Here is a 24,416-nt window from a genome sequence, read left to right on the forward strand (position 1 = left end):
CGTTATTTCTGCACTTTTACTTTTGTCCAGAGATCAGATAGTTTTTCTTTCACACCTGGATTATAGTGGAACACTTCATCCTTATTGTAATTTGTTCTAGGACGATAAGAAGCGATGCCGTCGTACTCATTATTCGCAATTTCTTCTTCCACTTCTTGAATAACAGCTGTATAACCAACAGCTTTAGAGTTATTCTTTTGAACTTCTTTAGAAACCATTTCATTAATGAAAGCATGAGCTAAAGCTGGGCAACTTGCATTTTTAGGAATAACCATGGCATCCGTCCAGATATTTGTACCTTGCTTTGGTTGGAAATAATCCAACTCTTCATTTTCCAATAAAACATAAGAAGCATCACCCGAATACATTATTGCAATGTCTTTTTTATTATTGACCATATCATCAATGACTTCATCCGTTACATAGGACGGTGCCATTGTCTTATTCATTTCTTGTAACCAAGCATACGCTTTTTTTATTTCACCATCATCCTTGGTATTCATAGAATACCCTAAAGCCTTTAAAGCCACCATAAACCCATCGCGTTGGCTATCGTAGAAAAAAATCTTTCCTTTGTACTTAGTATCACGAAAAACATTCCAACCCAACTTTTCAACATCAGCCGGATTGACTTTTTTCTTATTGTAAACAATACCCACATTACCCCAGAAATAAGGAACTGAATATTCTTGTTTTGGATCAAAGTCTTTTTGTTTCTTAAGAAGACTTGGGTTGACATTGGATAAATTTGGAATTAAAGACTTATCTAACTTTTGTAAGTAATCTTCTTTTAATAATTGTTCAACCATATAATCTGATGGCACAATCACATCGTAAGAACTACCTCCCAATAACTTTGTGTGCAACATTTCATTAGAATCAAAGAGATCGTATTGGACATGAGCGTTATACTTCTTCTCAAAGTTTTTAATTGTATCATCCGCGATATATTCTGATGCATTATAAACATTAATTTTATTGCAACCATATTTCTGTTTGGCGTCAATTTGTGTGGTTTCCACCTTCTTATTCCCACAAGCAGTTAATAGAGATAAAGCTAAGGCTACGCTAATAAACTTCACTGTTTTTTTCATTTTTCTTTTCTCTCCTATATTTTTGTACCATTGGTACTACATTGATTAAAATTAAGATAATTGTCATTACATAGACAATTAAACTCGATAAAGCGTTGATGGTTGGATTCACCCGTTTTACATTGGAATACACATAAATGGAAATATTGGAAACACCAGGACCGGTCGTAAATAAGGAGATGACAAAGTCATCAAAAGACATTGAAAAAGCAACCAAAGCCCCAGCAATTATCCCTCCTTTAATTTGTGGAATAATGACTTTCCACATGGCTTGGTTTGGTGTGCAACCAAGATCTAAAGCCGCATCAGCCAAGTTTGGATCCAATCTTCTTAAACGTGGCATAATGGATAAAATCACATATGGTATACAAAAGGCAATATGTGCCAATAACATCGTCATAAACCCAGTAGCAATGTTCAAACTTGTAAAAAATAACATCAACCCTATCGCCGTTACAATTTCCGGATTTAACATCGGTAAATTATTCACTTGGGATACCATTTCTTTTAAGACCCGATTCGATTTACTTAAACCTATCGCCGTAATTGTTCCCACGATGGTTGAAATCAGTGTTGCTAATAAGGCAATAATCACTGTGTACCAAATGGCTTCCATAATCGTTCGATTCGCAAACATCTTGGCATACCATTTCATTGAAAATCCTTCAAACTTGGATAAAGATTTGGATGAGTTAAAACTAAAGATTAGCACATATAGAATTGGCGCATAGAAGAAGGCAAGCACCAACCATAGATAAACCTTTGAAAAAATAGATTGTTTCTCTTGCATTATTCCCCCTTTGTTTCACGATCTAAGCGACGGGTAATAAACATCGAAATTAAAATCACGATTGCCATGATTAAACTAATCGCTGAGCCAAAGTTCCAATCACCTGTACTAACAAAATAATCTTCAATCAAATTACCAATTAGCACATACTGTCCACCACCCAATAGCTTTGGAATAAAAAAACTAGAGACTGCCGGTAAGAAAACTAATGTAATCCCCGAAATCACTCCTGAAAGCGATAAAGGCAAGACAACACGACGGAAAGTCTGAGCCTCATTAGCACCTAAATCATGAGCGGCAATTAACAAACTTGGATCAATCTTCGATAAAGAAGTGTAAATTTGTAGAATCATAAATGGTAAGAAGTTGTACACCATGCCCACATACACCCTTAGTTCCGGACTCAAATTCAATATGGCTAAAATGCCGCGCCATGCGTAGGTACGCACCAACATATTAATCCACATTGGCAACGTCACTAACAATAAAATCAAAGCTTGTGAATTTCCTTTTAGCTTCGCCATCGCATAGGCCGTTGGATAACCCGTCACAATACAAATCACCGTTGTGATAAATGCCATCTTTAAACTACGCCATAAAACCGCCGGGAAGATTGGATCTTGGAAAAAACGAATGAAGTTATTCAAGGTAAACTGCAAGGTTAAAACCGAGTTGCCCTTTTTTGTGAACGCATAGAACACAATCATCAACATTGGAATCACAATCATAATGGTCATCCATACTACATATGGATACACCAAACGTTTAAAACTCTTCATTAGTACACCATCTTTTCCATGACATGAATGTCTTCTGGCTTCCAAGACAAACCAATTCTTTGTCCCACTGCAATCGCATCTGTTGTTTCTAGCTTTAATTCACGTCCTTGAGTAGCGAAAGTAACCTTATAATCCCCTTCTTTGATTTCATCCACATCAAAATCGTACTTCACATCCCAAATTTCAACCTTGGAATTATCTTCCATATCCCAAGCATACGCATCTGCCCAACGCACTAAATCAGTATCTAAAGCAACGGATTCTTGTAACTCATCTACAGTTGTATAGAAATCAAAGGCTTGAATTCCTTCTTGATTAGCTTGGTTTTCAGTTGTTTTTGGCTCCACCACTTTAATTTGAATGGTAATACGAGTACCATTACTCGTTCCAAAGGTACAATCATAACTACCAACCTTTTCTTCCACTTGGTATTGCACTTCGGTCAAAGAAATATTTTCTTCTTCCCCTTCACGCCAAGCTTGAGCATTAGCGCGAGCAATAACTTCAGCATCGTTTAAATTCGCTACATCTTCTAAGTCCATCGAGAAGTTTGAAGCAGAAATACGTTCCCCATATTCTTCATTGACAACATCACGTTCTTTGGTGACGTGCATCGTAATGGTTTTAGCCGTACCACTGGCGGTTTCAACAATCACTTCATAATGAACACCCTTAAATAGAACCGATTTCACTTCGCCATTTAATAAGCCTTTATTTCTAGCAACAATATCAATATCTTCCGGACGAATCATAATATCCACTTCTTGATTGGCTTCAAATCCATAATCTGTACAAACGTATTCTTTTTCATCAAAACTAACCAAACGGTCTGCTACCATGGTGCCATCAATAATATTGGAATCGCCAATAAAACGAGCACAATATTCATTAATCGGTTCATTATAAACCGCTAAAGGACTGCCCACCTGTTCAATTTCCCCCTCACGCATAATGACAATCTTATCAGACATCGTAAGGGCTTCTTCTTGGTCATGCGTTACAAAAACAAACGTAATACCAACTTCACGTTGAATTTCCTTCAATTCCAACTGCATTTCTTTTCTTAAATTCTTATCCAAGGCACTCAATGATTCATCTAGCAATAGCACTTTTGGTTCATTAATCAGCGCTCGAGCAATCGCCACCCGTTGTTGTTGACCACCGGATAATCGTGTCACATCGCGTTTTTCATAGCCTTCCAAACCAACCAGACTTAACATACGCATTACTTTTTGATTAATGATGTCTTTTGGTTCTTTCTTGATTTTCAAACCAAAAGCGATGTTGTCATAGACATTTAAGTGTGGGAATAAAGCGTAATGCTGAAAGACCGTATTTACATCTCGTTTATACGCCGGTAAGGTCGCAATATCCTCACCGTTCATCAAAACGGAGCCACCATCGGTTTCTAAAAAACCGGCAATAATACGTAATAAAGTGGTCTTACCACAACCGGATGGTCCCAATAAAGTAACGAATTCATTTTCATAAATATCTAAATTAATGCCTTTTAGTACCACTTGTTGACCAAAAGTTTTCACTACATTCTTGATTTCTATTAGTCTTTTTGCCATAATCTCTCCCTAAAATTTTGGTGGGGTTGATACCCACAATAATTCCGCCATTTTTTTAGCTCTATTTTCAATCCAATGGATTTCTTTTCCAGTTAGATAAAAGCTATCTCCCTTACGAACCACATATCCTTTTGGATGGGATTGGGTAACCACATGGACTCTTCCACTTAACACATAACCGAATTCTTCACCCTCATGGGGCTCTAAGACTTTTGATTGATGATTTGGTTCAATAACCAAACGAATGGGTTCCATTCTATTTTTCTGCGCATTGGGGACAATCCAAAAGGTTTTGACACCCTCTTGTTCATCCACAAAAGCATCTTCTGCTTGAAAGACAATTTGTTCCTCAACATCTTCTTGAAAAAAACCACTTAAATTTACCCCTAAGGCTTCTGCCACATCAGCCAAACTTTGAATGGATGGCGAAGTCAGATTTCGTTCTAATTGGGATAAAAAACCCTTGGTTAATTCCGTTCTTGAAGCCAATTCCTCTAATGTGAGATCATTTTTTAATCTTAATTGTTTTATTCTTGCACCAATATCAATCATACTTTTTCCTTTGTTTTGTATTACCAAACAAAAAGATTGGCAATACCAAAGTGATGATACCAATCTTTTAACTGATATTCAATATTTTTAAACAAAAAGTTTATAAATTATAAACAAAAGAAAAACTGGATGGAAACCCAGTTTTTATAAAGCCTTGATAACTTGTTCTAATTCTTCCTTCGGTTTGAAACCAACCGTTGTTGTAACAGCTTGACCATTCTTGAAAGCAATCAATGTTGGAATAGACATAATACCATAACGTTGAGCAATTTCTGGCTGTTCATCCACATTCACTTTCACAAAAGTTACGTCACTAATTTCATTGGATAATTGTTCCACTAATGGACCAACCATCTTACATGGACCACACCAATCCGCATAGAAATCCACAAATACTTTTTCATTGTCTTTTAGGATTGCATCGTATTCAGCCATATTTTTAATTACATTCATTTTAAGTTCTCCTTTTCTCTATGCTCTTAGTATGACAGAAACAATTTTTATGACAATTTATTTGCTCAAAGAAGAAGCTGCCATCTCATCTAAGATAACTGTCACATCCGCATGGTCTTGAAGAATAGAAGCTGGACAATCCACACTCTTCTCCCCTTCTAACATATTCTTAACCGCTTGGGCTTTATTGGCACCAGTCGCAATTAAGATAATTTTCTTAGCGCGCATAATAGAAGCCAAACCTTGCGTAATAGCTAAGGTAGGCACTTGGTTTATGTCCCCCGCAAAGAAACGAGCATTATCTTGACGTGTTTGTTCCGTTAATTCCATAACATGTGTTTCACTTTCAAAAGAAGCCCCCGGTTCATTAAAGGCAATATGACCATCGGATCCAATACCTAAGATTTGTACATCCACGGATACCTTCTTTAAAGCAGTTTCATAATCTTTGCATTCTTGTTCAGGATTGCCGGTTTCACCATTTGGAACATGCGTATTTTCTTCTTTAATATCAATATGATTAAATAAATTTTCATGCATAAAAGTATAATAGCTTTCTTTGTGATTTCTTGGTAAACCAACGTATTCATCTAAATTAAAGCTAATTGCCTTAGCATAGGATGTACCATTTTTTTGATGGTCTTCAATCATTTTCTTGTATAAGCCAAGCGGACTAGAACCGGTCGCCAAACCTAATACACAATTTTCTTTATCCATCACCGGACGGAATGCTTCAAAAGCAGCTTCTGAAACTTCCTCATAATTTTTCTTAACCATGATTTTAAACATACTTTTCTCCTTAATCAATTTCAATGGAATAGGAACACTGCCATACTCCCTTAGGTTCTATTTTAATACATCCTTCTCTTTCCTCATAGTCCAAATGATTTTCTGTAAAATCGGTATGAGAATACCACGGTTCTATGCAAACAAAAGGCGCTTCTGGTGACCAATAAGCAAGCCAAGGATAGCCATCATGAAAAACTTTTACAAAATGTTTTCCATCGCTTAATTTTGACCATCGACTACTTGGCTTTTCTAAAATGATGGTTTTTCGCAATTCCACTGGATCTAAATCAATCTTGCTTGTTAAAACACCATTCACTAGTTCTTCTTGCGCAAGTTCAATGTGATAGTCTTGTTGATGCTTTCCTTTTTCTAAAGGACAATTGAAAGCTGGATGCAAGCCGAAATGAAAGGGCATCACTTCTTCATTCTTATTTTCAATGGAATAATGAATCACTAACTTTTTAGCAACTAATATGTAGTCAATCACTAAGCGAAAGTGGTATGGATATTGCTTTAATGTGTCTTCACTATCCTCTAAAACCATCGCAATGGTATTTTCATCGTGATGTATGCAATGAAATAAGCTATTTCTTGTAAAGCCGTGGTTACCCATCTGATAAGGCTTCCCTTTGATGGTTAAATAGCCACTCTTACTTTTTCCAACCATAGGAAAAAGTGTTGGATTTCTACCGGACCAATACTTCGGATTACCTTGCCACATATATTCCAAACCATTTTCTTTGGATTGGAAATGATGAATTTCAGCGGCTTGTTCATCAACTTGAACCAAAACCCATTGATTTTCAATTGTATATGTACTCATATTCACCCCTTTGTTAGTATACTCTTTCCCATATTAAGCATAAAGGTAATAGTTGGTTTATAATAAGATGGTTAAAAGGAGAAATAAAACAGTATGGCATTTATTGATTCCATTAAGGAAAAAGCGAAAGCGGATAAAAAAACGATTGTTTTGCCTGAAGCGGAAGATGAAAGAACCCTCCGTGCCGCGGCTAAAATTTTAGAAGAAGATTTAGCAAATTTAATTTTATTGGGGGATAAAGAAAAAGTGAAAGATGATGCTAAAAAATTGGCTTTGAATATTGACCAAGCAACCATCATCAATCCAAAAACAAGTGATAAGTTAGATATCTATGTAACAACTTTAACTGAACTTCGTAAAGCAAAAGGGATGAGTGAAGAATTAGCTCGTAAGACTTTGAGTGAAGATAACACGACTTTTGGTGTTATGATGGTGAAGTTAGACGAAGCAGATGGGTTGGTATCAGGTGCTTGTCACTCAACCGCCAATACCCTACGCCCTGCTTTACAAATCTTAAAGACGGCGGCAAACGCTAAGTTAGTTTCTGCTTTCTTTGTGATGAGTACGGTGAATAAGGATTTAGGTGAAAATGGTACCTTCATTTTCGCTGACTGTGGTTTAAATCAAGATCCAACAGCTGAACAATTAGCTTCAATTGGGGCTGATTCGGCTAAGAGTTTTGAGTATCTTGTTGGCGGAGAAGCGAAAGTAGCTTTCTTAAGTCATTCCACAAAAGGTAGTGCTAAACATGCTTTAGTGGATAAAGTAAGAGAAGCGGCTGAAATCGCCGCTCGTGACTATAGTGATTTGAAATCCGATGGTGAATTGCAATTGGATGCAGCTATTATTCCGGAAGTTGCCGCCTTAAAGGCAACAAACTCCACTGTAGCAGGACATGCCAATGTCTTGGTATTCCCTAACCTAGATGCTGGTAATATTGGTTATAAATTAGTTCAACGCTTAGGTAATGCGGAAGCCTATGGTCCTATGTTACAAGGAATTGCGAAACCGGTGAATGATTTATCCCGTGGTTGTTCTTGGGAAGATATTGTTGGTGTTGTCGCATTAACTGCTGTTCAAGCTCAACAAAAATAATCAAACAAAAAAGAAGATTAGGTACAGAGTAAGTTGTATCTAATCCTCTTTTTATTTTGGCCAATCGAACACTTTCTCCTTTTTTACTAAAAAGGCTTTTTTTGCTAGTTGCGCCAAAAGTGTATCGCTTAATGAATCCGAGTAAAATTCATGAATTTCTCCCTTTGGAAAACGTTTGTAAAAACGTTTTACCTTCTCTTCTCCATGACAATTTAGACCCATATAATGACCTGTTTTTTGTTCAACAGGTGACGCTATAATGCATTGGATGTGTAGTAAACGACCAAATTCTTGAATTAAAAATTCAGGGGAAGCAGAAATTATCACATCATCTTCTTTTTGTTGATAAAAGGATTTTACATGGTCTAAATGACTTTCACAGAACCGTTTTGTTGCAAGAGGCATATCTTTCACATACACAAACAAATGAAACAGGTTTTCCTTGAAGCTTTGTTTTGAAACAAGCTGTAAGCCATAGCCAATTCCAAAAAAGATGATTCTTGGTAAATTAAGTAAAGTCTTTGGATAATGGCAAAATAAATAGCGAATAAAACCAAAAGTAGAATCACCATCATAAATAGTCTTATCCCAATCATAGACATTCATTTCTTGACCTCCATTGTGCCATCAATTAGATTGGTATACAGTCCAGCCGGTACATGTAAATAAGAAAATGTGTGACCAAATAAAGTAGCAAGAACCAATACTAACTCCAATACCCATTGTCCAATAACTGTCCATTGGAACATTTCATAGATAGCAATAAAAGATAATAAATCTGTTAATGGATTAAAAAGAATTTCAAAACCTAGTGTCAATGCATTTAAGCCACTCATCTTAACCAATAAACCCATTGTTAGTGGATTAACGAACCAAAGTACCATCATAACTAATAAAGTACGAACCCACCTATCCTCTTCTCGTTTATGTGATTGCCATAAGAAGATAATCACGCCAATCCAACGAATTGTACTTAAAATAATTTCCAGCCAATTGCTACGAATAAAGAAATAATAATTCACCGGTTGCGCCTTTATGTAGTTCAAAAAGGAATGGTAAGTAATAAAATTATCGGGCATCGCAAAACGAAGAAATAAGGTTACTAACATCAATATAATTGGACAAATTACAAAAAAAATCATCTTATAGTAATCCAAGAAAAACATTTCCGCATCAATTAAATACACATAAACTTTTTGATTATCTCTAATCTTTAGTAAAAAGCCATACCCAATAGCTACCAGCAAAAAAGCAAAGACATTTTTTTGTCCCAAATAGCTGGCAAAATAAAGAACTAATGGAAAATTCAAGAAAATCAAACAATATAAAATACGGATTTCTTTTCGTGACAAACAAAAGATAAAATAAGCTAACAATAATTCCACACTAATTAAAACAAAGCCATCTGATACAAATAAGCCGGCTAAAATTGTCATGGGAATAAAAGAAACATGAACCACTTCTTCTTTTTCAGAGAAAAGACGATACAACACAAACAACAAATACGACGCTAACAGCATTCGCCAATAATTCATCGAACCAAGTTGAATCAATTGATGACTACGGAAGGAACTGAAAAAAATACCCGCTAACAACACGCAGAAACAAAACCATGGATTTTTTAAGTGAAAACTATCCACGATATTAAAGGTCAAAGATCCTAAAAACCAAAGACTCATAACAATAATCCATAAGCCAAAGGAAATTTGAAAATAACGCAAACAATATTGCAGAGCTTGTTGCCAAAGAGGAAAGCCTTGTAGTAAAGAACCATCAACGAAATTGATATCCAAACTAGCGTATTGTTTCACAAGAAAAAAACCTAAGATACAACTACCCAAGACAACCAAGGATTGCCAACGAAACAAAGAATGAAATGTCTTAGTATGTTGTGACCATAGCGTAAACAACATAAAAGCAATTAGAACAATGGTCCAAAACACAAACCAACCACGACCGAAGTGAAGTCCGATACCAATTAAGAAAAGAAATTCCAATATACCAAAGCTAGCCACAATTCCTAGTGGAAAGCCATATTCTTTATTTTTACTAAAATGAAGCACATGTTGAACCCAGTGTCCTAAGGCTTCCCATAAGACAACAGACGCAACGCTTACTAAAATTCCTAGTACCATACTAGTCTCCCATTCACCTTTACTATTTTAATGGACTTTTCTTTTCTTGTCCAAAAACAAAAGTCTAACTTTTTGGGGTCACATCATTATACCATCTTATCGGAATAATACTGTTTTATGGAGTTGAATATACATTTCATTCATTAGATGAATTACAAAAGGGGATGGAAGAGTGCATTGATGATAATAATCAAAGAATTACCACAAAATTAAAAGGATTAACCCCTGTAGAATACAGAAATCAATCCTTATATATTAATTTGAAATTGACTTTACTTCGTTACTCTATGTTTTTAATATTGAGGCATTTGTGGAACAGGAGCTTCTTTACTTGGTAAATCCGCAATCGCCGCTTCCGTTGTCAAGAATAAACCAGAGATACTAGCCGCATTGAGTAAAGCTGAACGAGTCACCTTAGTTGGATCAATAATACCTGTCTTAGAGAGATTTACCCATTCACCTTTCTTAGCATTAAAACCAATCCCCTTATTTTCCGCTAATTGTCTTTCAAGAATTTCATTGCCATCAAAACCGGCGTTTTCAGCAATCTGACAAATTGGTGTTTTTAAAGCTTCTAGCACAACATTTACACCACGTTGTACATCCACTACATCTTCCTTAAGACTAGACTTCACTTCCTTATAAGCTTCAATCAACGCTAAGCCGCCACCAGACACAACACCTTCTTCAACAGCGGCTTTCGTTGCATTCAAGGCATCTTCGATTCTCAATTTCTTTTCTTTTAATTCTGTTTCTGTGGTTGCTCCAACCTTAATCAAAGCAACACCATTGGTTAGCTTACCTAAGCGTTCTTGAAGTTTTTTCTTATCATAATCAGATGTTGTATTTTCAATCGTCTTCTTAATTTCCGAAACACGATTTGAAACTTCTTCTTTATCACCAGCACCATCAATAATCGTTGTCTTATCTTTCGATACAACCACCTTCTTCGCTGAACCAAGATCAGCTAAAGTTAAGTCTGCTAAATTTTGATTTAAATCCTTTGAGCAGAAAGAAGCACCAGTCATAACGGCAATGTCTGCTAATTGGTTCTTCGAGTTATCACCAAAACCCGGCGCCTTCGTTGCGACCACATTAAAGGTTCCTCTTAGCTTATTGATAATTAAAGTACTCATCACTTCATTATCATAATCTTCCGCAATCAAGACCAATGGCTTATTCACTTTCACTACTTCTTCTAGCAAAGGAAGAATTTCTTGAATGGTGTTAATCTTTTGATCTGTCACTAAAATATAAGGGCTATCTAAAGAAACTTCCATCTTATCGCGATCAGAAACCATATATGGAGAAACATATCCCTTATCGTACTGCATACCTTCCGTCATTTCTAATACTGTTTCAAAAGAACGAGATTCATCCACATTGATAACACCATCATTACCAACTTTAGACATTGCTTGAGCAATGATTTCACCTACTTCTTCACTTCCCGAAGAAATCGTCGCAATGTTTTTAATATCTTCATTAGTGGTGATTTGTTTAGAAGAATTTAATAAAGCCTTCGCTGCTTCCTTAGCCGCTTTTTCCATTCCTTCTCTCATTAAAACCGGATTAGCTCCTTTATCCACTGCCTTTAAGCCAGCGTTAATCATGGCTTGTGTCAAGATAGTGGCAGTGGTGGTTCCATCTCCTGCTACTTCATTGGTGTTATTCGCTGCTTCATAAACCAACTTCGCCCCCATATTTTGAAACTTATCCTCTAATTCCACTTCTTTGGCAATGGTGACACCATCATTGGTAATCACCGGTGAACCAAATGACTTTTCCAACACCACATTTCTTCCCTTTGGACCAAGAGTAATCTTAACTGCATCGGCTAATTGATTGACTCCCTCTACCATTAAATCACGTGCTTCTTTTGCATATTTTAATTCTTTTGCCATAAAAACCTCCTATTCAACAATGGCTAAAATATCTTCAGCCTTAATCAATAAATATTCTTCGTCATTATCTTTTACTTCTGTACCACTATACTTCTTATAGATGACATGTTGACCTTTTTTCAAATCAATTGGAATTAAGTTTCCATTTTCGGTTAAACCCGGACCAACCGCTAAGACTAACGCATGACTTGGTTCATCGCCAGCTTCTTTTGTCTTCAAAACGATTCCGGATGCCGTAACGGTTTCTTCCTTTACTTTTTCCAACACAACATAATCTCGCAATGGTTTTAACATAATTACCTCCTTTAGCACTCTTGCCTGTTATGTGCTAATTAGTAGTTTAGCACAATATCTTTCCCTGTCAATTCATTCACTATAAGTATTTATAAAACACTTTAAAGCAGAATAAAGACACAAGCACGCATCGTTGTGGCTTGATATAAACCTTTGATACTGCTTTGTTCTAAGAATTAAAAATAAGGCATCATCAAGCTATACACCACACTCAAACTAAAAAGCACGACGGGATGACTTGGTTTCAAAACACCCTATGAAGCCTATTATTCAACTGTGTTGCACTCAGCTTGACAATTCAAGAATAAGGAAAATTCCAAAAATATTTCCTTTTCTTTTTACGAACGTAAAACCGCTTGACACTTTTCTTTTAATTCATGCAAAATACTTTCATGAATCTCATTAACTTCACTTTCTTGTAATGTATGTTCACTATCTTGATAACGAATTCTTAAAGCAATGGACTTGTCTTCTTTAGCAACGTGTTTTCCTTCATAAACATCAAAAATATCCACTTGACGAACTAACTGCTTCCCATTTTGACGAATGGTATCAACAATCTTTTGCGCGGGTATTTCCTTCTTAACAACCAAGGCAATGTCACGATCCACTGAAGGATAGCGGTCTAATTCCTTAAAGTGAAGAAGCTTTCTTTTCACTTGATAGAAAACTTCTAAGTTTACTTCCGCATAGAAAGCTTCTTTTAAGGAATATTGTTTTTGAAGCGTTGGATGAACTTCACCAAAAATAGCTAAGAGTTGATGATTCAAGTAAACCAAAGCCGAACGGTATGGATGAAAGTGGCTTATATATTCATTGTTTTCCTTGATTTCAATGTGATCTTGCTGAATACCAAATTTCTTTAACCAAGCCATTAAAATACCTTTTAAGGTATAGAAATCACTTTTTTCTTCTAAACCAAATAACTTATCCTCTTGATAATTTCCTTCTAAGAAAATGGATAAGCGTTCTTGTTCCAATCCCTTCGCATACACTTTTGAAATTTCATAGAAAGCTAATGGATAATTCTTATGGGCTATGTTGTATTGAACACTGGCTAATACAGATGTCATTAAAGAAGTACGCAAATGGCTTCTCGCCTCTGACATCGGCATGGATAAAGAAATCGCTTCTCCCAAAGGCCATAAAGCTTTTTCACTTTCTTCTTTGGATTGTAACGTATAAGTCACAATCTCTTGTAAACCAAAAGAGATAAGTGTTTCTCTTGTCTTACGCTTGGCTATTTGGCGTTCGTTTCTTTCCCCGACGGTTGCTTCCATGCGTGGTAGGGTTGTATCTAAATCATCGTATCCTAACAAACGAATCACTTCTTCTTGTACATCCGCATCTAATTCCATATCTCTTCTATAGCTTGGAATATAACAAGTGATTTCATCTCCTTGCACCAATGGTGTAAAATTCAATCTTTCGAGAATGGAAGAAACTTGTTCTAAGGTGAATTTAGTGCCTAAAACTTGATTTAAATGACTTAGTGTCTCTTTGATTTCAATAGCGGTATAGCCATCCTGTCCTGCTTCAACCGTTTCTTCAATCTCAGCACCTTCTGCTAGTTCAACCAGAAGATCCGTTGCCCTTTGAATAGCTTGTTGAGCCGCTAATGGATCCATTCCCTTTATGAAACGAGAAGCCGCCTCTGTCATTAAATTCAAGCGCGTTGCGGTATGACGAATTTGTACAGTTGAGAAATGTGCCGCTTCCATGAAAATCGAAGTTGTTTCATCATCAATCATGGACTCTTCACCACCCATTACACCGGCAATGCCCGCAAAATGACCACTTGTTTCAATAACAATATCTTCTGGTTCTAATTGGAATTCCACACCATCTAAGGCTCTAATTTTTTCTTGATGACCATCTACCACTTCAATGGAATGGTTTTTTAATTTACTAAGTTGATAAAAATGAAGCGGTTGCCCTGTTTCTAACATAACGTAATTGGAAATATCGACAACATTATTAATACTGTTGATGCCGGAAGAAATAAGGGCTTCCTTTAACCACTTTGGACTAGGACCAACTTTCACTCTACCAATTACTTTTCCTAAATAATACGATGCTTTTTCAGTCTTTAAGTGAATTTGAAAGGAAGATGGCACTTCCCTATGTTCTTGTAATGTTGGCAGTGTTACCTTTCTATTTACAATCGCCGCTACTTCTCTAGCCATTGCCCACATTGATAAACAGTCCGAACGGTTAGCAGTTAAAGAAATATCTAAAATCGTATCATCTAAACCAAGATAGGCTAACACATTCGTTTCACCAACTGGAGCATCCTGATTTAATTCTTCAATACCATTGATTTGTTTATCCCTGAGTAATTTGGTATCAACACCTAATTCCTTTAAGCTACATAACATACCATTCGATTCTAAATTATGAACTGGTTTGGCACTGATTTCACCCATTGGTAACTTAGCTCCCGGTAAAGCGACGATTACTTTCAATCCTGTTCGACAATTTGGAGCTCCGCAAATAATTTGTTTAATATCTGTATCGGAAATACGTACTTGAACTTTATTCAAATGGGTTTTTGGAATAGGCTCTGATTCAATGATTTCACCAATCACCAAGCCTGTTGCACTTGCTAAGGTTTCTAGTCCTTCAACTTCATGACCGGAACGGGTTAAAGATTGAGCTAATTCTTGGGCTGAAATACCCTTTAAATCCACATATTGTGATAACCATTTATAACTTAATTTCATCTTTCTTCCCTCCTAGTCCAGTTCTTGAAATTGGTCTAAGAAACGGGTGTCATTGGTATAGAAATGACGGATATCATCAATACCATACTTCAACATAGCTACTCTTTCCAAACCAACCCCAAACGCAAAGCCGTTGTATTTTTTAGAATTAAAGCCGTTCATCTCTAAAACTTTTGGATGCACCATACCAGCTCCTAAAATTTCAATCCAGCCGGATTGCTTACAAACATGACAACCACTTCCTTCACAAAACGGACAAGACACATCCACTTCTACTGAAGGCTCTGTAAAAGGAAAATAGGAAGGACGGAAACGAATTTGTCTACCTTTACCAAACATAGTGTTTGCCAAGGCTAATAAAGTACCCTTTAAATCGGATAAACGGATATCCTCACCCACAACCAATCCTTCGCATTGCATAAATTGGTGAGAGTGTGTCGCATCATCATCATCACGACGATACACCTTTCCCGGACAAATCAGCTTAATCGTTCCTTGACCATTAGCTTTTTCTAATTCTCTCATCTGCATAGCAGTGGTGTGTGTTCTTAATAAGGTGTTTGGATCAATATAGAAGGTATCCTGCATGTCCCTAGCTGGATGGTCCTTAGGGATATTCGCCAGCTCAAAATTGTAATGGTCTAGTTCGACCTCCGGTCCATCCGCAATGGTATAGCCCATACCTAAGAATAGTTCTTCAATATCGTCTTGAATGGCTAATAGTGGATGCTTTGTTCCCAACTTTCTTTGGTGACCATTTAAACTAATATCAATTTTTTCTTTTTCTAAACGGGCGAAGAGTTGTTGTTCTTCAAGAATCTTTTGAACTTGTTCGATAGCCTTCGTAACACTTTGTTTTAAGGCATTGACTTCTTGACCAAAAGCCGGCTTTTCTTCTTTTGGTAAGTCTTTCATTTGGCTCATTAATGCTTGGATAGAACCTTTCTTTCCTAAATAATCAATTCTTAGTTGATTTAAAATATCTAAATCTTTAGCCTCTTGAATAACTTGCAAAGCTTTTTCTTGTAAATGTTTAATGGATTCGTTCATAATCTTCCTTTCTTGCAATAAAAAACGTCCCTGACAATTGCAGGAACGTAAATATACGCGGTACCATCCTGTTTCGCATGTATTTCATACGCAACTTGATTACGCTTAACGGGCGTTAGCGGAGAGGGTTAATCTCACTCCAAAAGTGAATTCGCTTTCTTGATTAGAATTCCTTTTCAGCTACCGGAATCTCTCTACCTAATACAAGTGAAAGTTACTACTCTTTTATCATCGTATTGCTTAAATTATAGAGATAAACACGCTTATTTTCAAGTGTTTAGTCCTTTTCAATACGACGGTTTTCTTAACTGTCAATGTTCAACTTATTATTGCAATTTACGCAAATAACATAAATTAGATTTTTTACTTCTTTATATCTCTTCTGATATTTAATGCGAAACATAAAATTAGAAGCAATATCACAATGGCGTTAGACTAAAAATCTAACGATTGGAGGTTGGTATTTTATGGCTAAGTATAGTTCTGAATTCAAGAAAAAGTTGTAACGCCATTATTTAATTCTCTTGATAAGTCAAATAAGCTTCATAAAGCTCATCTATTTGACTCGGTTGAAATAAATAGGCATCCCCTAACGGAATAAGCTCTCCTTCTTCATATATAAAACCGGCACTTTCCTTCAAAGCAATGACTGCATAGGCTTGATCCTCTAATACATTTAAAATAGCCCGTAAACTTTCTTCACTTTCCACATAATGAAACAATACATCCAAACCGGATATATTCTGAATGTCACTTTTGAGAGGATAAAATTGACTATTCCCAATAAACAAATAAGCCATTGGTCCAATTAAAATTTCTGTCCCTTTATATCGTTGAATATCTGCCATTAAATCAAAATCCAGTAGACGATGATGCGCCAATAAGGCATCATTACCGACAAAGATAACTACATCACAATTCTCCAAAGCATGACGGATTTTAGAAATATTCTGTTCAAACAAACGGCAAAAACACATTTGGTTTTTTGGGACACCATAATAAAAAAGTGAACGAGCAATTTCTTTTTGAGTTGAAGCTTCTAAGCTTTCACCAATCACATGAAATTCTTCTCGAATACAGGTTAGGACAAGAACTCGACTTTCCCTATGAAGAAGAGGCAAAAGGTCATCGGCTAGCCAAGATTGAGCCAAAGAAGCAGTGGATAAAATGATTTGTTTCATAAGAACTCCTTGCCACTAGTATAACTTTTAATTCATAATGTTTGTAGTATGAAACGTTATTATGGAGTTGTAAGTGGTCGTGTGCAGGGCGTCGGCTTTCGTTATTTTTGTCAATCCAATGCCCTACGTTTAGGTTTGACTGGCTTAGTTAGAAATTTAGATAATGGAAATGTGGAATTTTATGTGCAAGGTGACGAAACAAGACTAATGGTTTTCTTAGATCAAATTCAACAGGGGGATGGTCGTTTTATTCAAGTTAAAGATTATCAAGTCAAAGAAGTTGACTTAGTTCCTAATGAGAAAAAGTTTTCCTATTATTAATCTCTCTTGGTTGCCGGAAGTGTACCGACCCCCAAAAGTTAGACTTTGATATGTACCCGGAATCCCGGACACATATTTATAAACTAGGCGGAACACATGGATGCTATCCTGTATTGTACAGGTGGCATCCATCCTAGTTTTTCTTTAATTCGTTGTTCATTGTAGTACCTTATATATCGTTCAATTTCTGACTTTAATTCTTCATAACCGTTGTCACTACTTTTTTTGCTTATGTTCGTGTCAATGTTAATAATGCCCAAAAACACGGAGATTCATATATTGGAACTTCTATAAGTGTCACCATATTATTTTCAATTTCTTCTTAAAAATGAATTTGTGAATCAAAAAACAATTTGAAATCGCTTACATGTGAAAAAAATAATAAATACTATTGCAATCCCCTTTAAAGCAGGTAGAATAGAACTTGTGAAAACAATAACGAAGGAGAAAGTTATGTCTGAAAAAAATTTAAGTCCACAAGAAGAAGTCAACGAATTGGTTGAAAAAGCCTTAATTGCTTTAGATGATTACGCTGGCTACAATCAAGAAAAAATCGACTACATTGTAGCAAAAGCTACTGTTGCCGCTTTGGATCAACATGGTACCTTAGCTCGTTTAGCCGTAGAAGAAACAGGTCGTGGGGTCTTTGAAGATAAAGCCACAAAGAACCTATTTGCTTGTGAATACATGGTGAACTACATGCGTAACTTAAAGACAGTTGGTGTCATCAGTGAAGATTCAGTAACAGGTATTACCGAAGTTGCCGAGCCGGTTGGCGTGGTAGCTGGATTAACCCCGGTAACCAACCCCACTTCAACGGCTATCTTTAAGAGTCTTATTTCCTTAAAGACAAGAAATCCAATTATCTTTGCATTCCATCCAAATGCACAAAAGTCTTCTGCTGAAGCCGCTCGCATTGTTTATGAGGCGGCTCTAAAGGCTGGTGCTCCTAAGAACTGTGTTCAATGGATTGAAAATCCATCCATGGATGCTACAACAGCTTTAATGAACCATCCTGGTGTTTCAACCATCTTAGCCACTGGTGGTAATGCGATGGTCAAAGCAGCCTATAGTTGCGGAAAACCTGCCTTGGGAGTAGGGGCTGGTAACGCTCCCGCTTATATTGAAGCAACCGCCAACATCAAACAAGCTGTTAATGATATTGCTATGTCCAAAGCCTTTGATAATGGTATGATTTGTGCTTCAGAACAAACGGTTATTGTGGATAAAGAAATTTACAACGATGTCAAAGAAGAATTCAAGCATTACAATGTACACTTCTGTAACGCTAAAGAAAAGAAACTATTGGAAAAATACATGTTTGGTTGTGAAGCCAACGACAAGAATGTTGAACAAGCAAGATTAAATAGCGCTGTTGCTGGTAAAGCGGCGGCTTGGATAGCTAAACAAGCAGGCTTTACAGTGGATCCTAAGACTTCTATCTTAATTGCTGAAGTAAAAGAACCGGGTGTGAAAGAACCATTATCTCGTGAAAAACTATCCCCTGTTCTAGCTATGGAAAAAGCAGATAGTATTGCGGATGGCTTTGATAAAGCAGAAGCGACGGTTATGTTAAATGGGATTGGTCATACTGCCGCCATTCATACTAGAAATGAAAAGCTCGCAAAAGATTTTGGTAAGCGTATGAAAGCTTGTCGTTTGATTTGGAACTCCCCTACAACCTTTGGTGGTATTGGTAATATCTATAATTCCTTTATTCCATCCTTAACATTAGGTTGTGGATCATATGGACATAACTCTGTATCCGGTAACGTTGGTCCAATCAATTTAATCAATGTCAAAAAGATAGGAAAGAGAAGAAATACTATGCAATGGTTCAAGATTCCAAGCAAGATTTACATCGAACAAAACTCCATTACTTACCTACGCGATATGCGTGAAATCACTCGTGCCTTCATCGTAACCGATCGTACCATGGTTGACTTGGGCTATGTACAACGCATTCGTGAACAATTAGCGTCTCGTTTAAAACCTGTCCAAGTGCAATTATTCTGTGATGTTGAGCCTGATCCAAGCTTACAAACGGTTAAAAAAGGTTGGGAATTGATGCAATCTTTTAAACCAGATACTATCATTGCTTTAGGTGGTGGATCCGCCATGGATGCCGCTAAGGGAATGTGGTTATTCTATGAACATCCAGAAGTTGATTTCGCTGACTTGAAACAAAAATTCATGGACGTTCGTAAACGTGCTTTCCAATATCCTGAACTAGGTAAGAAATCCAACTTAGTATGTATCCCAACCACTTCCGGTACTGGATCTGAAGTTTCTCCATTCGCTGTTATTACCGATAAAGAAAAAAACTTAAAATATCCATTAGCTGACTATTCCTTAACCCCAACCGTTGCGATTGTTGACCCTGCCTTGGTGATGAACTTACCTTCTAAAGTAACTGCCGACTCCGGCATGGACGTCTTAACTCACGCTTGTGAAGCTTACGTATCTGTCATGGCAACGGACTATACCGATGCTTTAGCACTTAAAGCCGTTACAATGGTCTTTGAATACCTATCTCGTGCCGTTCATAATGGCGCTAAAGATGAAGAAGCTCGTGAAAAGATGCATAATGCGTCCACCATGGCTGGTATGGCTTTCGCAAATGCTTACTTGGGTATGTGTCACTCACTATCCCATAAAGTTGGAGCCGAATTCCATACAGTTCACGGTAGAACTTGTGCTACTTTCTTACCTTATGTCATTCGTTATAATGGCACAAAGCCGGAAAAACCAGGTTTATGGCCTAAATATCAATACTACAATGCTGATGAACGCTATTGTGAATTAGCTCGTGCCATTGGTTTGAAGTTTGATACGGTTCAAGAAGGTGTTCAAAAGTTTGCCCAAGCTGTTTATGACTTAGGAATTGATGTTGGTATGGAAATGAATTTCAAGTCACAAGGAATTGATGAAAAGACTTGGGATGAAAACCGTGAGAAGATTGCTTACTTAGCTTATGAAGATCAATGTTCACCAGCAAATCCTCGTGTGCCTATGATTCAAGATATGATGGATATTATGAAGGCCGCTTATACTGGTGAAGTAATCACTTACAATCAACACTAATCTAAAACGTGGTATTTCAACAATACCACGTTTTCTTTTGGATAAAAAAATATAACTCCAAAAAGTTGGATTGGTGTCTAACTTTTAGGGGGCACTTCATTAAGATTCCCCGCTTATATTACAAATTTTTTGGGACATTTTCACTGAACATTGACAACCATTTTATCCTATTGCAAGGTATACATTAAAATAGCTCCCGCTATTGCCACATTTAAACTCTCAAAACCATCCATTTCAATGCGTGTGATTTCATCACATAAGGCCAATAATTCATCCTTAACGCCTTGTCCTTCATTACCTAAAAGGATAGCGATGTCATTTATTTTCTGAACTTCTTTTAATGGAATGGATTTTTTTAGACTGGTGCCTAAAACTTTTAAACCTTGCTTCTTTAAAAAAGCAATCACACTCTTTAAATCCTGGCGAAAGATAGGCATTGAAAAAATAGCCCCTTGTGAAGATTGCACACACTTCGCATTAAAAGCATCGCAACAATTCTCACTACAATAAATAGCTCCAAAGCCAAACGATTTAGCCGTTCGAATAATCGTTCCAAGATTACCTGGATCCTGTACTTCATCTAACAAAATAACTTTCTTATATCTCTTTTTTTCAAAATGAGGTATTGCACATAAACCAAGTTTATGAATGGTGGATTGCGATGTTTTTAATTTCCGGATGATTTCTTTTGTGACAAGAATATCCCCATCCTCATCCGAAAGAATGGCTTTTAAAACATGAGCATTATTCGCTTCCTCTATCAAATGTTCCGTTTCAACTAGGAAAAGCTGATGTTCATCCCGACCCTTTTTCGTTTGTAAAGAAGTCCATATTTTTACTTTCTTATTTTGTAAAGAAGTAATCTTTTCCATTAATGATGCCTCCTTTGTCGTAATACTTCAAAGCAGAATACCGAACAAGCGCTCGCCGCATTTAAAGCATTCTTAAAGCCGTTCGCATAAGGAATATAAACCGCTTGATTCACCTGTTCCAACACCTGTTTGGATAAACCTCTTAGTTCACCACCAACGCATAGAATAGACGGTTTTGTGTAATCGGCTTCATCATACACAATCGCCTGATGACGATAGCCTGCATAAACAGTAAAGCCCTTTTGTTTCAAAAGCTTTAAATCACCAGCTAAATCTTTGGATTGAATGATGGGGCAATGGTCAAAAGCTCCTGCCGAAGACTTTAAAATAACCGATTCTAAATCATGCCAATGATACTCCGGCATTAAAATGCCATCCACCCCGGCACTATAGGCAGTCCGAACAATATAACCAAAATTAAATGGATCCACAACTCCTTCTACCACTAAAAGAAAAGAGCTGTTTTGTATATCCAATTCATCCATTTTTCTTTCACTGACATCCGCTAAAAGACCACCATGGGTTTTACCCAATGCTAAAGCATCAATCTCTTCTCGTTGAACCCGATGAATAGGAACACCGGCTTCATGAGCTTTAAATAAAATATAATTTAAATTTCGGTCTCTTTTCTTTTCAACCACATACAAGGCCTTGATAACTCTTTTTTTGGCTTCCAAAGCCGCTTTGATGGAAGTTGCTCCTTCTAAAATCATACTCTACCTCGACGGATAATATCATCCTTCTTCAATGCAAAGGGAACTGGAATTTCAACAATTTCCATTGGTCTTTTCGCTCTTTCCATAACCTCACCATTGATGTTTTGAATATGGCTTACCACGAAAGAACGCTTTGGCATGCCTGGTGATAATACTTCCAGTGTTTCCCCAAGGCAAAACGCATTCCGTACCTGCATTTTAGCAGTCCCATTTTTATATTCCATAATGGTTGAAATGAAATCATGATTAACATCATGATTGGTCGTTGGATGATAAAGAATTGTTTCTATATCGTTTTCACCCGGGTACAAACCGCTCGCTGTTTCGCGATTTTCCACACGGGCAATCTCTTTTAAATGAACTGCCATTTCTTCCTTCGTTAATGGTGCTTGTTTCAAATAAATTGCATCAATCAATTCACGATAAGCACGCACCACATTCGCTACATAATATTCCGTCTTCATTCTTCCTTCGATCTTAAAGGAAGGCACATTCGCCGCCATTAAATCATAAATGTATTCAGCTGCCATTAAATCCTTTGAACTCATGGTAAATAATTGTCTCTGACTTAATTCTTCATCTCCATCAAACAACTTATATTCCCAACGACACGATTGTGCACATCCACCACGATTGGCATCTCTTAGAGTCATACGATTAGATAAAGTACAACGCCCCGAATAATTTACACACATACCACCATGAATAAAGGCTTCCACTTCCACCGGACATTCTTTTGTGATAGCTCTTACTTCTTCAATAGAACATTCCCTAGCTAAAACAACGCGGTCTAAATGAAATTCATCCACTAAGAATTTCGCTGTTTCCACATTAGTAATCGACATTTGTGTAGAACAATGTAGCTCTAGTTTCGGTGCCACCTCTTTAGCAATACGCATAATCGCCGGGGAAGCGACGATAATCGCTGTTACACCAAAGTCCTCCAGCCTTTTCAAATACTCTTTTAAACCATCAAAATCTTCCTCATGCGGTATCACATTAACCGTCACGTGCACTCTGGAACCATGTTCTTTCGCAAAAACACAAGCTTCTTGAATATCTTCTAAGCTGAAATTTGAAGCTCGAGAACGCAATGAAAAATTCTGTCCACCTAGGAAGATGGCATCCGCCCCATATAGAATAGCTGTTTTCGCTCTGGCTAAATCACCGGCCGGCGCTAATAATTCCGGTTTTTTCATACCCTCACCGTATCGTTTTTTGACCATAATAACCATCTTCCAACGGCAAATCGGAAAATGCCTTTCTATACTTCATTTCCTCTTCTTCATAGTTGGCTCCATTTAAAATCTTACTATAAGATTGAATAGCCTGTTCATTTTCTTCTTTACTTAAATAATGAGAATTCATTTCCAAGCGTTCAACTCCCCTTTCAACAAACTTTTGAATATACTTAAAACTTTGTAAAACAAAATCCGTATAAATCACGGTTCCAAATTCATCCTCATAAATAGGCATATGTCCATCGCGATGGGTTTCTTGAATCCAAAGTTTTTGATTACGGACCAAGCTGTGCTCTAAATGGCTGTAATTTTGATACGCACTTAACAAATGACGCTTGGAAACAGACATCATCTGATAGCCATGAATGGGTAAAGAAAGATGCGGAACCATCGATGAAATTGTCATGATTTCCCTTTCCGTTAATAAAGGTGAAATAACGGCTCTTTGAAGACCAAGGCTCATCCATATTTCAGCATCTAAAGAAGAAGTAACTAGTGTTTCCGGCGAATAAATCAATTGCTTCATTCTACCTAATTCCTTTGCTTTCTGTAACAAAGCTAGATCAGCGAACAAGATGCTTTCTATTCCCGCTTCTAACAAATCCTGTAAATCCTTTTGAGCTTGTTTAATTTCAAACTGGGAAAATAAGCGATTCATTAAAACCGCCATTCTCCGTTCTTTCATCATTCTTTTTTTTAAATGAATCAACTCTTCCTTCAGAAAAGAACGAGCGGAACTAAAGCAACTATTTTGAAAAGCAAAGATAAACTCTTCAGCCCCTGCCTTTTCAAAGCTTTCTACATCTTCTAAGTTGTCTATTGTGATGGATAAATAAGTCATAGAATCATTATACACGATAGCCATCCATTTGATGATATACGATACTCTTGTTCTTAATTGTCTTATGGTTAGGTCTATGCTATTTTAGATAGGTCTAATTTAGAA

At 36.8% G+C, this 24,416-nt stretch carries 24 protein-coding genes and 1 other annotated feature; of the genes, 4 read left to right on the top strand and 20 right to left on the bottom strand.

What is annotated here, in order from left to right; genetic code table 11:
- Nucleotides 1–2: 2 nt before the first annotated feature.
- The 8 genes from JOS54_RS04805 to JOS54_RS04840 all read right to left on the bottom strand — a co-directional run bounded on the left by JOS54_RS04805 (nucleotide 3) and on the right by JOS54_RS04840 (nucleotide 6,854).
- Nucleotides 3–1,094, bottom strand: a complete 1,092-nt coding sequence (locus tag JOS54_RS04805; protein ID WP_203244493.1) for an ABC transporter substrate-binding protein — start codon at nucleotides 1,092–1,094, stop codon at nucleotides 3–5.
- A complete protein-coding gene (locus tag JOS54_RS04810; RefSeq protein WP_203244494.1) occupies nucleotides 1,069–1,884 on the bottom strand; it encodes an ABC transporter permease in 816 nt (271 codons plus the stop codon). Before JOS54_RS04810 ends, JOS54_RS04805 begins: the two co-directional genes overlap by 26 nt.
- Nucleotides 1,884–2,663 carry an ABC transporter permease gene (locus JOS54_RS04815; RefSeq protein ID WP_203244495.1) on the bottom strand — a complete coding sequence of 260 codons (780 nt, stop codon included), beginning with the start codon at nucleotides 2,661–2,663 and terminating at the stop codon, nucleotides 1,884–1,886. The genes JOS54_RS04810 and JOS54_RS04815 overlap by 1 nt, the downstream gene beginning before the upstream one ends.
- Entirely contained in the window at nucleotides 2,663–4,237 is a 1,575-nt protein-coding gene (locus tag JOS54_RS04820; RefSeq protein ID WP_203244496.1) for an ABC transporter ATP-binding protein, read from the bottom strand. The genes JOS54_RS04815 and JOS54_RS04820 overlap by 1 nt, the downstream gene beginning before the upstream one ends.
- Nucleotides 4,238–4,246: 9 nt before the next feature.
- Entirely contained in the window at nucleotides 4,247–4,786 is a 540-nt protein-coding gene (locus JOS54_RS04825; RefSeq protein WP_203245784.1) for a helix-turn-helix domain-containing protein, read from the bottom strand.
- 147 nt (nucleotides 4,787–4,933) lie between these two features.
- Nucleotides 4,934–5,242: a thioredoxin gene (trxA, locus tag JOS54_RS04830; RefSeq protein WP_203244497.1), complete on the bottom strand. Its 309-nt coding sequence runs from the start codon at nucleotides 5,240–5,242 to the stop codon at nucleotides 4,934–4,936.
- Between the two features lie 57 nt (nucleotides 5,243–5,299).
- Entirely contained in the window at nucleotides 5,300–6,031 is a 732-nt protein-coding gene (gene nagB / locus JOS54_RS04835) for a glucosamine-6-phosphate deaminase (RefSeq protein WP_203244498.1), read from the bottom strand.
- Nucleotides 6,032–6,041: 10 nt separating this feature from the next.
- Complete coding sequence (locus JOS54_RS04840; RefSeq protein WP_203244499.1) at nucleotides 6,042–6,854, bottom strand: aldose 1-epimerase family protein; 813 nt, start codon at nucleotides 6,852–6,854, stop codon at nucleotides 6,042–6,044.
- Nucleotides 6,855–6,947: 93 nt separating this feature from the next.
- Between JOS54_RS04840 and pta the strand changes: the two genes are divergently transcribed.
- On the top strand, nucleotides 6,948–7,949 hold the full coding sequence (gene pta, locus JOS54_RS04845) for a phosphate acetyltransferase (protein WP_203244500.1): 1,002 nt from the start codon (nucleotides 6,948–6,950) through the stop codon (nucleotides 7,947–7,949).
- A gap of 51 nt (nucleotides 7,950–8,000) precedes the next feature.
- Here the strand turns inward: pta and JOS54_RS04850 are convergent, their stop codons facing one another.
- Both JOS54_RS04850 and JOS54_RS04855 read right to left on the bottom strand, forming a co-directional pair.
- Nucleotides 8,001–8,555, bottom strand: coding sequence for a haloacid dehalogenase-like hydrolase (locus JOS54_RS04850; RefSeq protein WP_203244501.1), 555 nt, complete (start codon nucleotides 8,553–8,555; stop codon nucleotides 8,001–8,003).
- Nucleotides 8,552–10,084, bottom strand: coding sequence for a hypothetical protein (locus JOS54_RS04855; protein ID WP_203244502.1), 1,533 nt, complete (start codon nucleotides 10,082–10,084; stop codon nucleotides 8,552–8,554). Before JOS54_RS04855 ends, JOS54_RS04850 begins: the two co-directional genes overlap by 4 nt.
- A 110-nt stretch (nucleotides 10,085–10,194) precedes the next feature.
- Between JOS54_RS04855 and JOS54_RS07995 the strand changes: the two genes are divergently transcribed.
- On the top strand, nucleotides 10,195–10,422 hold the full coding sequence (locus JOS54_RS07995) for an IS3 family transposase (protein WP_370541418.1): 228 nt from the start codon (nucleotides 10,195–10,197) through the stop codon (nucleotides 10,420–10,422).
- On the opposite strand, the gene groL is transcribed toward JOS54_RS07995, so the two are convergent.
- The 5 genes from groL to JOS54_RS04885 form a co-directional block, all read right to left on the bottom strand.
- Nucleotides 10,378–11,988, bottom strand: a complete 1,611-nt coding sequence (gene groL / locus JOS54_RS04865; protein WP_203244503.1) for a chaperonin GroEL — start codon at nucleotides 11,986–11,988, stop codon at nucleotides 10,378–10,380. The genes JOS54_RS07995 and groL overlap by 45 nt on opposite strands.
- A 9-nt stretch (nucleotides 11,989–11,997) precedes the next feature.
- Nucleotides 11,998–12,282: a co-chaperone GroES gene (locus tag JOS54_RS04870; RefSeq protein WP_203244504.1), complete on the bottom strand. Its 285-nt coding sequence runs from the start codon at nucleotides 12,280–12,282 to the stop codon at nucleotides 11,998–12,000.
- A gap of 338 nt (nucleotides 12,283–12,620) precedes the next feature.
- The gene (pheT, locus tag JOS54_RS04875) at nucleotides 12,621–15,005 is read right to left on the bottom strand and encodes a phenylalanine--tRNA ligase subunit beta (RefSeq protein WP_203244505.1); all 2,385 of its coding nucleotides are present in this window, start codon (nucleotides 15,003–15,005) and stop codon (nucleotides 12,621–12,623) included.
- Nucleotides 15,006–15,017: 12 nt separating this feature from the next.
- Nucleotides 15,018–16,055 (bottom strand): phenylalanine--tRNA ligase subunit alpha, encoded by a 1,038-nt coding sequence (gene pheS, locus JOS54_RS04880; RefSeq protein WP_203244506.1) that lies wholly within the window; start codon nucleotides 16,053–16,055, stop codon nucleotides 15,018–15,020.
- Nucleotides 16,056–16,093: 38 nt separating this feature from the next.
- Nucleotides 16,094–16,296: a binding site (T-box leader), on the bottom strand.
- Nucleotides 16,297–16,570: 274 nt separating this feature from the next.
- Nucleotides 16,571–17,236 (bottom strand): hypothetical protein, encoded by a 666-nt coding sequence (locus JOS54_RS04885; RefSeq protein WP_203244507.1) that lies wholly within the window; start codon nucleotides 17,234–17,236, stop codon nucleotides 16,571–16,573.
- Nucleotides 17,237–17,284: 48 nt separating this feature from the next.
- Here JOS54_RS04885 and JOS54_RS04890 point away from each other — a divergent pair, with 48 nt between their 5' ends.
- Nucleotides 17,285–17,557, top strand: coding sequence for an acylphosphatase (locus tag JOS54_RS04890; protein WP_203244508.1), 273 nt, complete (start codon nucleotides 17,285–17,287; stop codon nucleotides 17,555–17,557).
- A gap of 83 nt (nucleotides 17,558–17,640) precedes the next feature.
- On the opposite strand, the gene JOS54_RS04895 is transcribed toward JOS54_RS04890, so the two are convergent.
- On the bottom strand, nucleotides 17,641–17,823 hold the full coding sequence (locus tag JOS54_RS04895; protein ID WP_370541390.1) for an IS3 family transposase: 183 nt from the start codon (nucleotides 17,821–17,823) through the stop codon (nucleotides 17,641–17,643).
- Between the two features lie 160 nt (nucleotides 17,824–17,983).
- On the opposite strand from JOS54_RS04895, the gene adhE reads away from it, so the two are divergent.
- Nucleotides 17,984–20,641, top strand: a complete 2,658-nt coding sequence (adhE, locus tag JOS54_RS04900; RefSeq protein ID WP_255520656.1) for a bifunctional acetaldehyde-CoA/alcohol dehydrogenase — start codon at nucleotides 17,984–17,986, stop codon at nucleotides 20,639–20,641.
- Nucleotides 20,642–20,808: 167 nt separating this feature from the next.
- On the opposite strand, the gene JOS54_RS04905 is transcribed toward adhE, so the two are convergent.
- From JOS54_RS04905 to JOS54_RS04920, 4 genes are read right to left on the bottom strand one after another with little or no spacing between them, the layout of a single operon-like run.
- Complete coding sequence (locus tag JOS54_RS04905) at nucleotides 20,809–21,513, bottom strand: RNA methyltransferase (RefSeq protein WP_203244511.1); 705 nt, start codon at nucleotides 21,511–21,513, stop codon at nucleotides 20,809–20,811.
- A complete protein-coding gene (locus tag JOS54_RS04910) occupies nucleotides 21,513–22,226 on the bottom strand; it encodes an RNA methyltransferase (RefSeq protein ID WP_203244512.1) in 714 nt (237 codons plus the stop codon). Before JOS54_RS04910 ends, JOS54_RS04905 begins: the two co-directional genes overlap by 1 nt.
- Nucleotides 22,223–23,455, bottom strand: coding sequence for a U32 family peptidase (locus tag JOS54_RS04915; protein ID WP_238928329.1), 1,233 nt, complete (start codon nucleotides 23,453–23,455; stop codon nucleotides 22,223–22,225). The genes JOS54_RS04910 and JOS54_RS04915 overlap by 4 nt, the downstream gene beginning before the upstream one ends.
- Nucleotides 23,433–24,335, bottom strand: a complete 903-nt coding sequence (locus tag JOS54_RS04920; protein ID WP_203244513.1) for a U32 family peptidase — start codon at nucleotides 24,333–24,335, stop codon at nucleotides 23,433–23,435. The genes JOS54_RS04915 and JOS54_RS04920 overlap by 23 nt, the downstream gene beginning before the upstream one ends.
- Nucleotides 24,336–24,416 lie beyond the last annotated feature (81 nt).

Origin of the sequence: Bulleidia sp. zg-1006 (assembly GCF_016812035.1) — a bacterium.
In the GTDB taxonomy this organism is placed as follows: Bacteria; Bacillota_I; Bacilli_A; order Erysipelotrichales; family Erysipelotrichaceae; genus Bulleidia.

What these genes read in the sequence shown, in the direction of transcription:
- JOS54_RS04805 (WP_203244493.1), bottom strand. Translation starts at nt 1,094, where the DNA reads ATGAAAAAAACAGTGAAGTTTATTAGCGTAGCCTTAGCTTTATCTCTA.
- JOS54_RS04810 (WP_203244494.1), bottom strand. Translation starts at nt 1,884, where the DNA reads ATGCAAGAGAAACAATCTATTTTTTCAAAGGTTTATCTATGGTTGGTG.
- JOS54_RS04815 (WP_203244495.1), bottom strand. Translation starts at nt 2,663, where the DNA reads ATGAAGAGTTTTAAACGTTTGGTGTATCCATATGTAGTATGGATGACC.
- JOS54_RS04820 (WP_203244496.1), bottom strand. Translation starts at nt 4,237, where the DNA reads ATGGCAAAAAGACTAATAGAAATCAAGAATGTAGTGAAAACTTTTGGT.
- trxA (WP_203244497.1), bottom strand. Translation starts at nt 5,242, where the DNA reads ATGAATGTAATTAAAAATATGGCTGAATACGATGCAATCCTAAAAGAC.
- nagB (WP_203244498.1), bottom strand. Translation starts at nt 6,031, where the DNA reads ATGTTTAAAATCATGGTTAAGAAAAATTATGAGGAAGTTTCAGAAGCT.
- JOS54_RS04840 (WP_203244499.1), bottom strand. Translation starts at nt 6,854, where the DNA reads ATGAGTACATATACAATTGAAAATCAATGGGTTTTGGTTCAAGTTGAT.
- pta (WP_203244500.1), top strand. Translation starts at nt 6,948, where the DNA reads ATGGCATTTATTGATTCCATTAAGGAAAAAGCGAAAGCGGATAAAAAA.
- JOS54_RS04850 (WP_203244501.1), bottom strand. Translation starts at nt 8,555, where the DNA reads ATGAATGTCTATGATTGGGATAAGACTATTTATGATGGTGATTCTACT.
- JOS54_RS04855 (WP_203244502.1), bottom strand. Translation starts at nt 10,084, where the DNA reads ATGGTACTAGGAATTTTAGTAAGCGTTGCGTCTGTTGTCTTATGGGAA.
- groL (WP_203244503.1), bottom strand. Translation starts at nt 11,988, where the DNA reads ATGGCAAAAGAATTAAAATATGCAAAAGAAGCACGTGATTTAATGGTA.
- JOS54_RS04870 (WP_203244504.1), bottom strand. Translation starts at nt 12,282, where the DNA reads ATGTTAAAACCATTGCGAGATTATGTTGTGTTGGAAAAAGTAAAGGAA.
- pheT (WP_203244505.1), bottom strand. Translation starts at nt 15,005, where the DNA reads ATGAAATTAAGTTATAAATGGTTATCACAATATGTGGATTTAAAGGGT.
- pheS (WP_203244506.1), bottom strand. Translation starts at nt 16,055, where the DNA reads ATGAACGAATCCATTAAACATTTACAAGAAAAAGCTTTGCAAGTTATT.
- JOS54_RS04885 (WP_203244507.1), bottom strand. Translation starts at nt 17,236, where the DNA reads ATGAAACAAATCATTTTATCCACTGCTTCTTTGGCTCAATCTTGGCTA.
- JOS54_RS04890 (WP_203244508.1), top strand. Translation starts at nt 17,285, where the DNA reads ATGAAACGTTATTATGGAGTTGTAAGTGGTCGTGTGCAGGGCGTCGGC.
- JOS54_RS04905 (WP_203244511.1), bottom strand. Translation starts at nt 21,513, where the DNA reads ATGGAAAAGATTACTTCTTTACAAAATAAGAAAGTAAAAATATGGACT.
- JOS54_RS04910 (WP_203244512.1), bottom strand. Translation starts at nt 22,226, where the DNA reads ATGATTTTAGAAGGAGCAACTTCCATCAAAGCGGCTTTGGAAGCCAAA.
- JOS54_RS04915 (WP_238928329.1), bottom strand. Translation starts at nt 23,455, where the DNA reads ATGGTCAAAAAACGATACGGTGAGGGTATGAAAAAACCGGAATTATTA.
- JOS54_RS04920 (WP_203244513.1), bottom strand. Translation starts at nt 24,335, where the DNA reads ATGGCTATCGTGTATAATGATTCTATGACTTATTTATCCATCACAATA.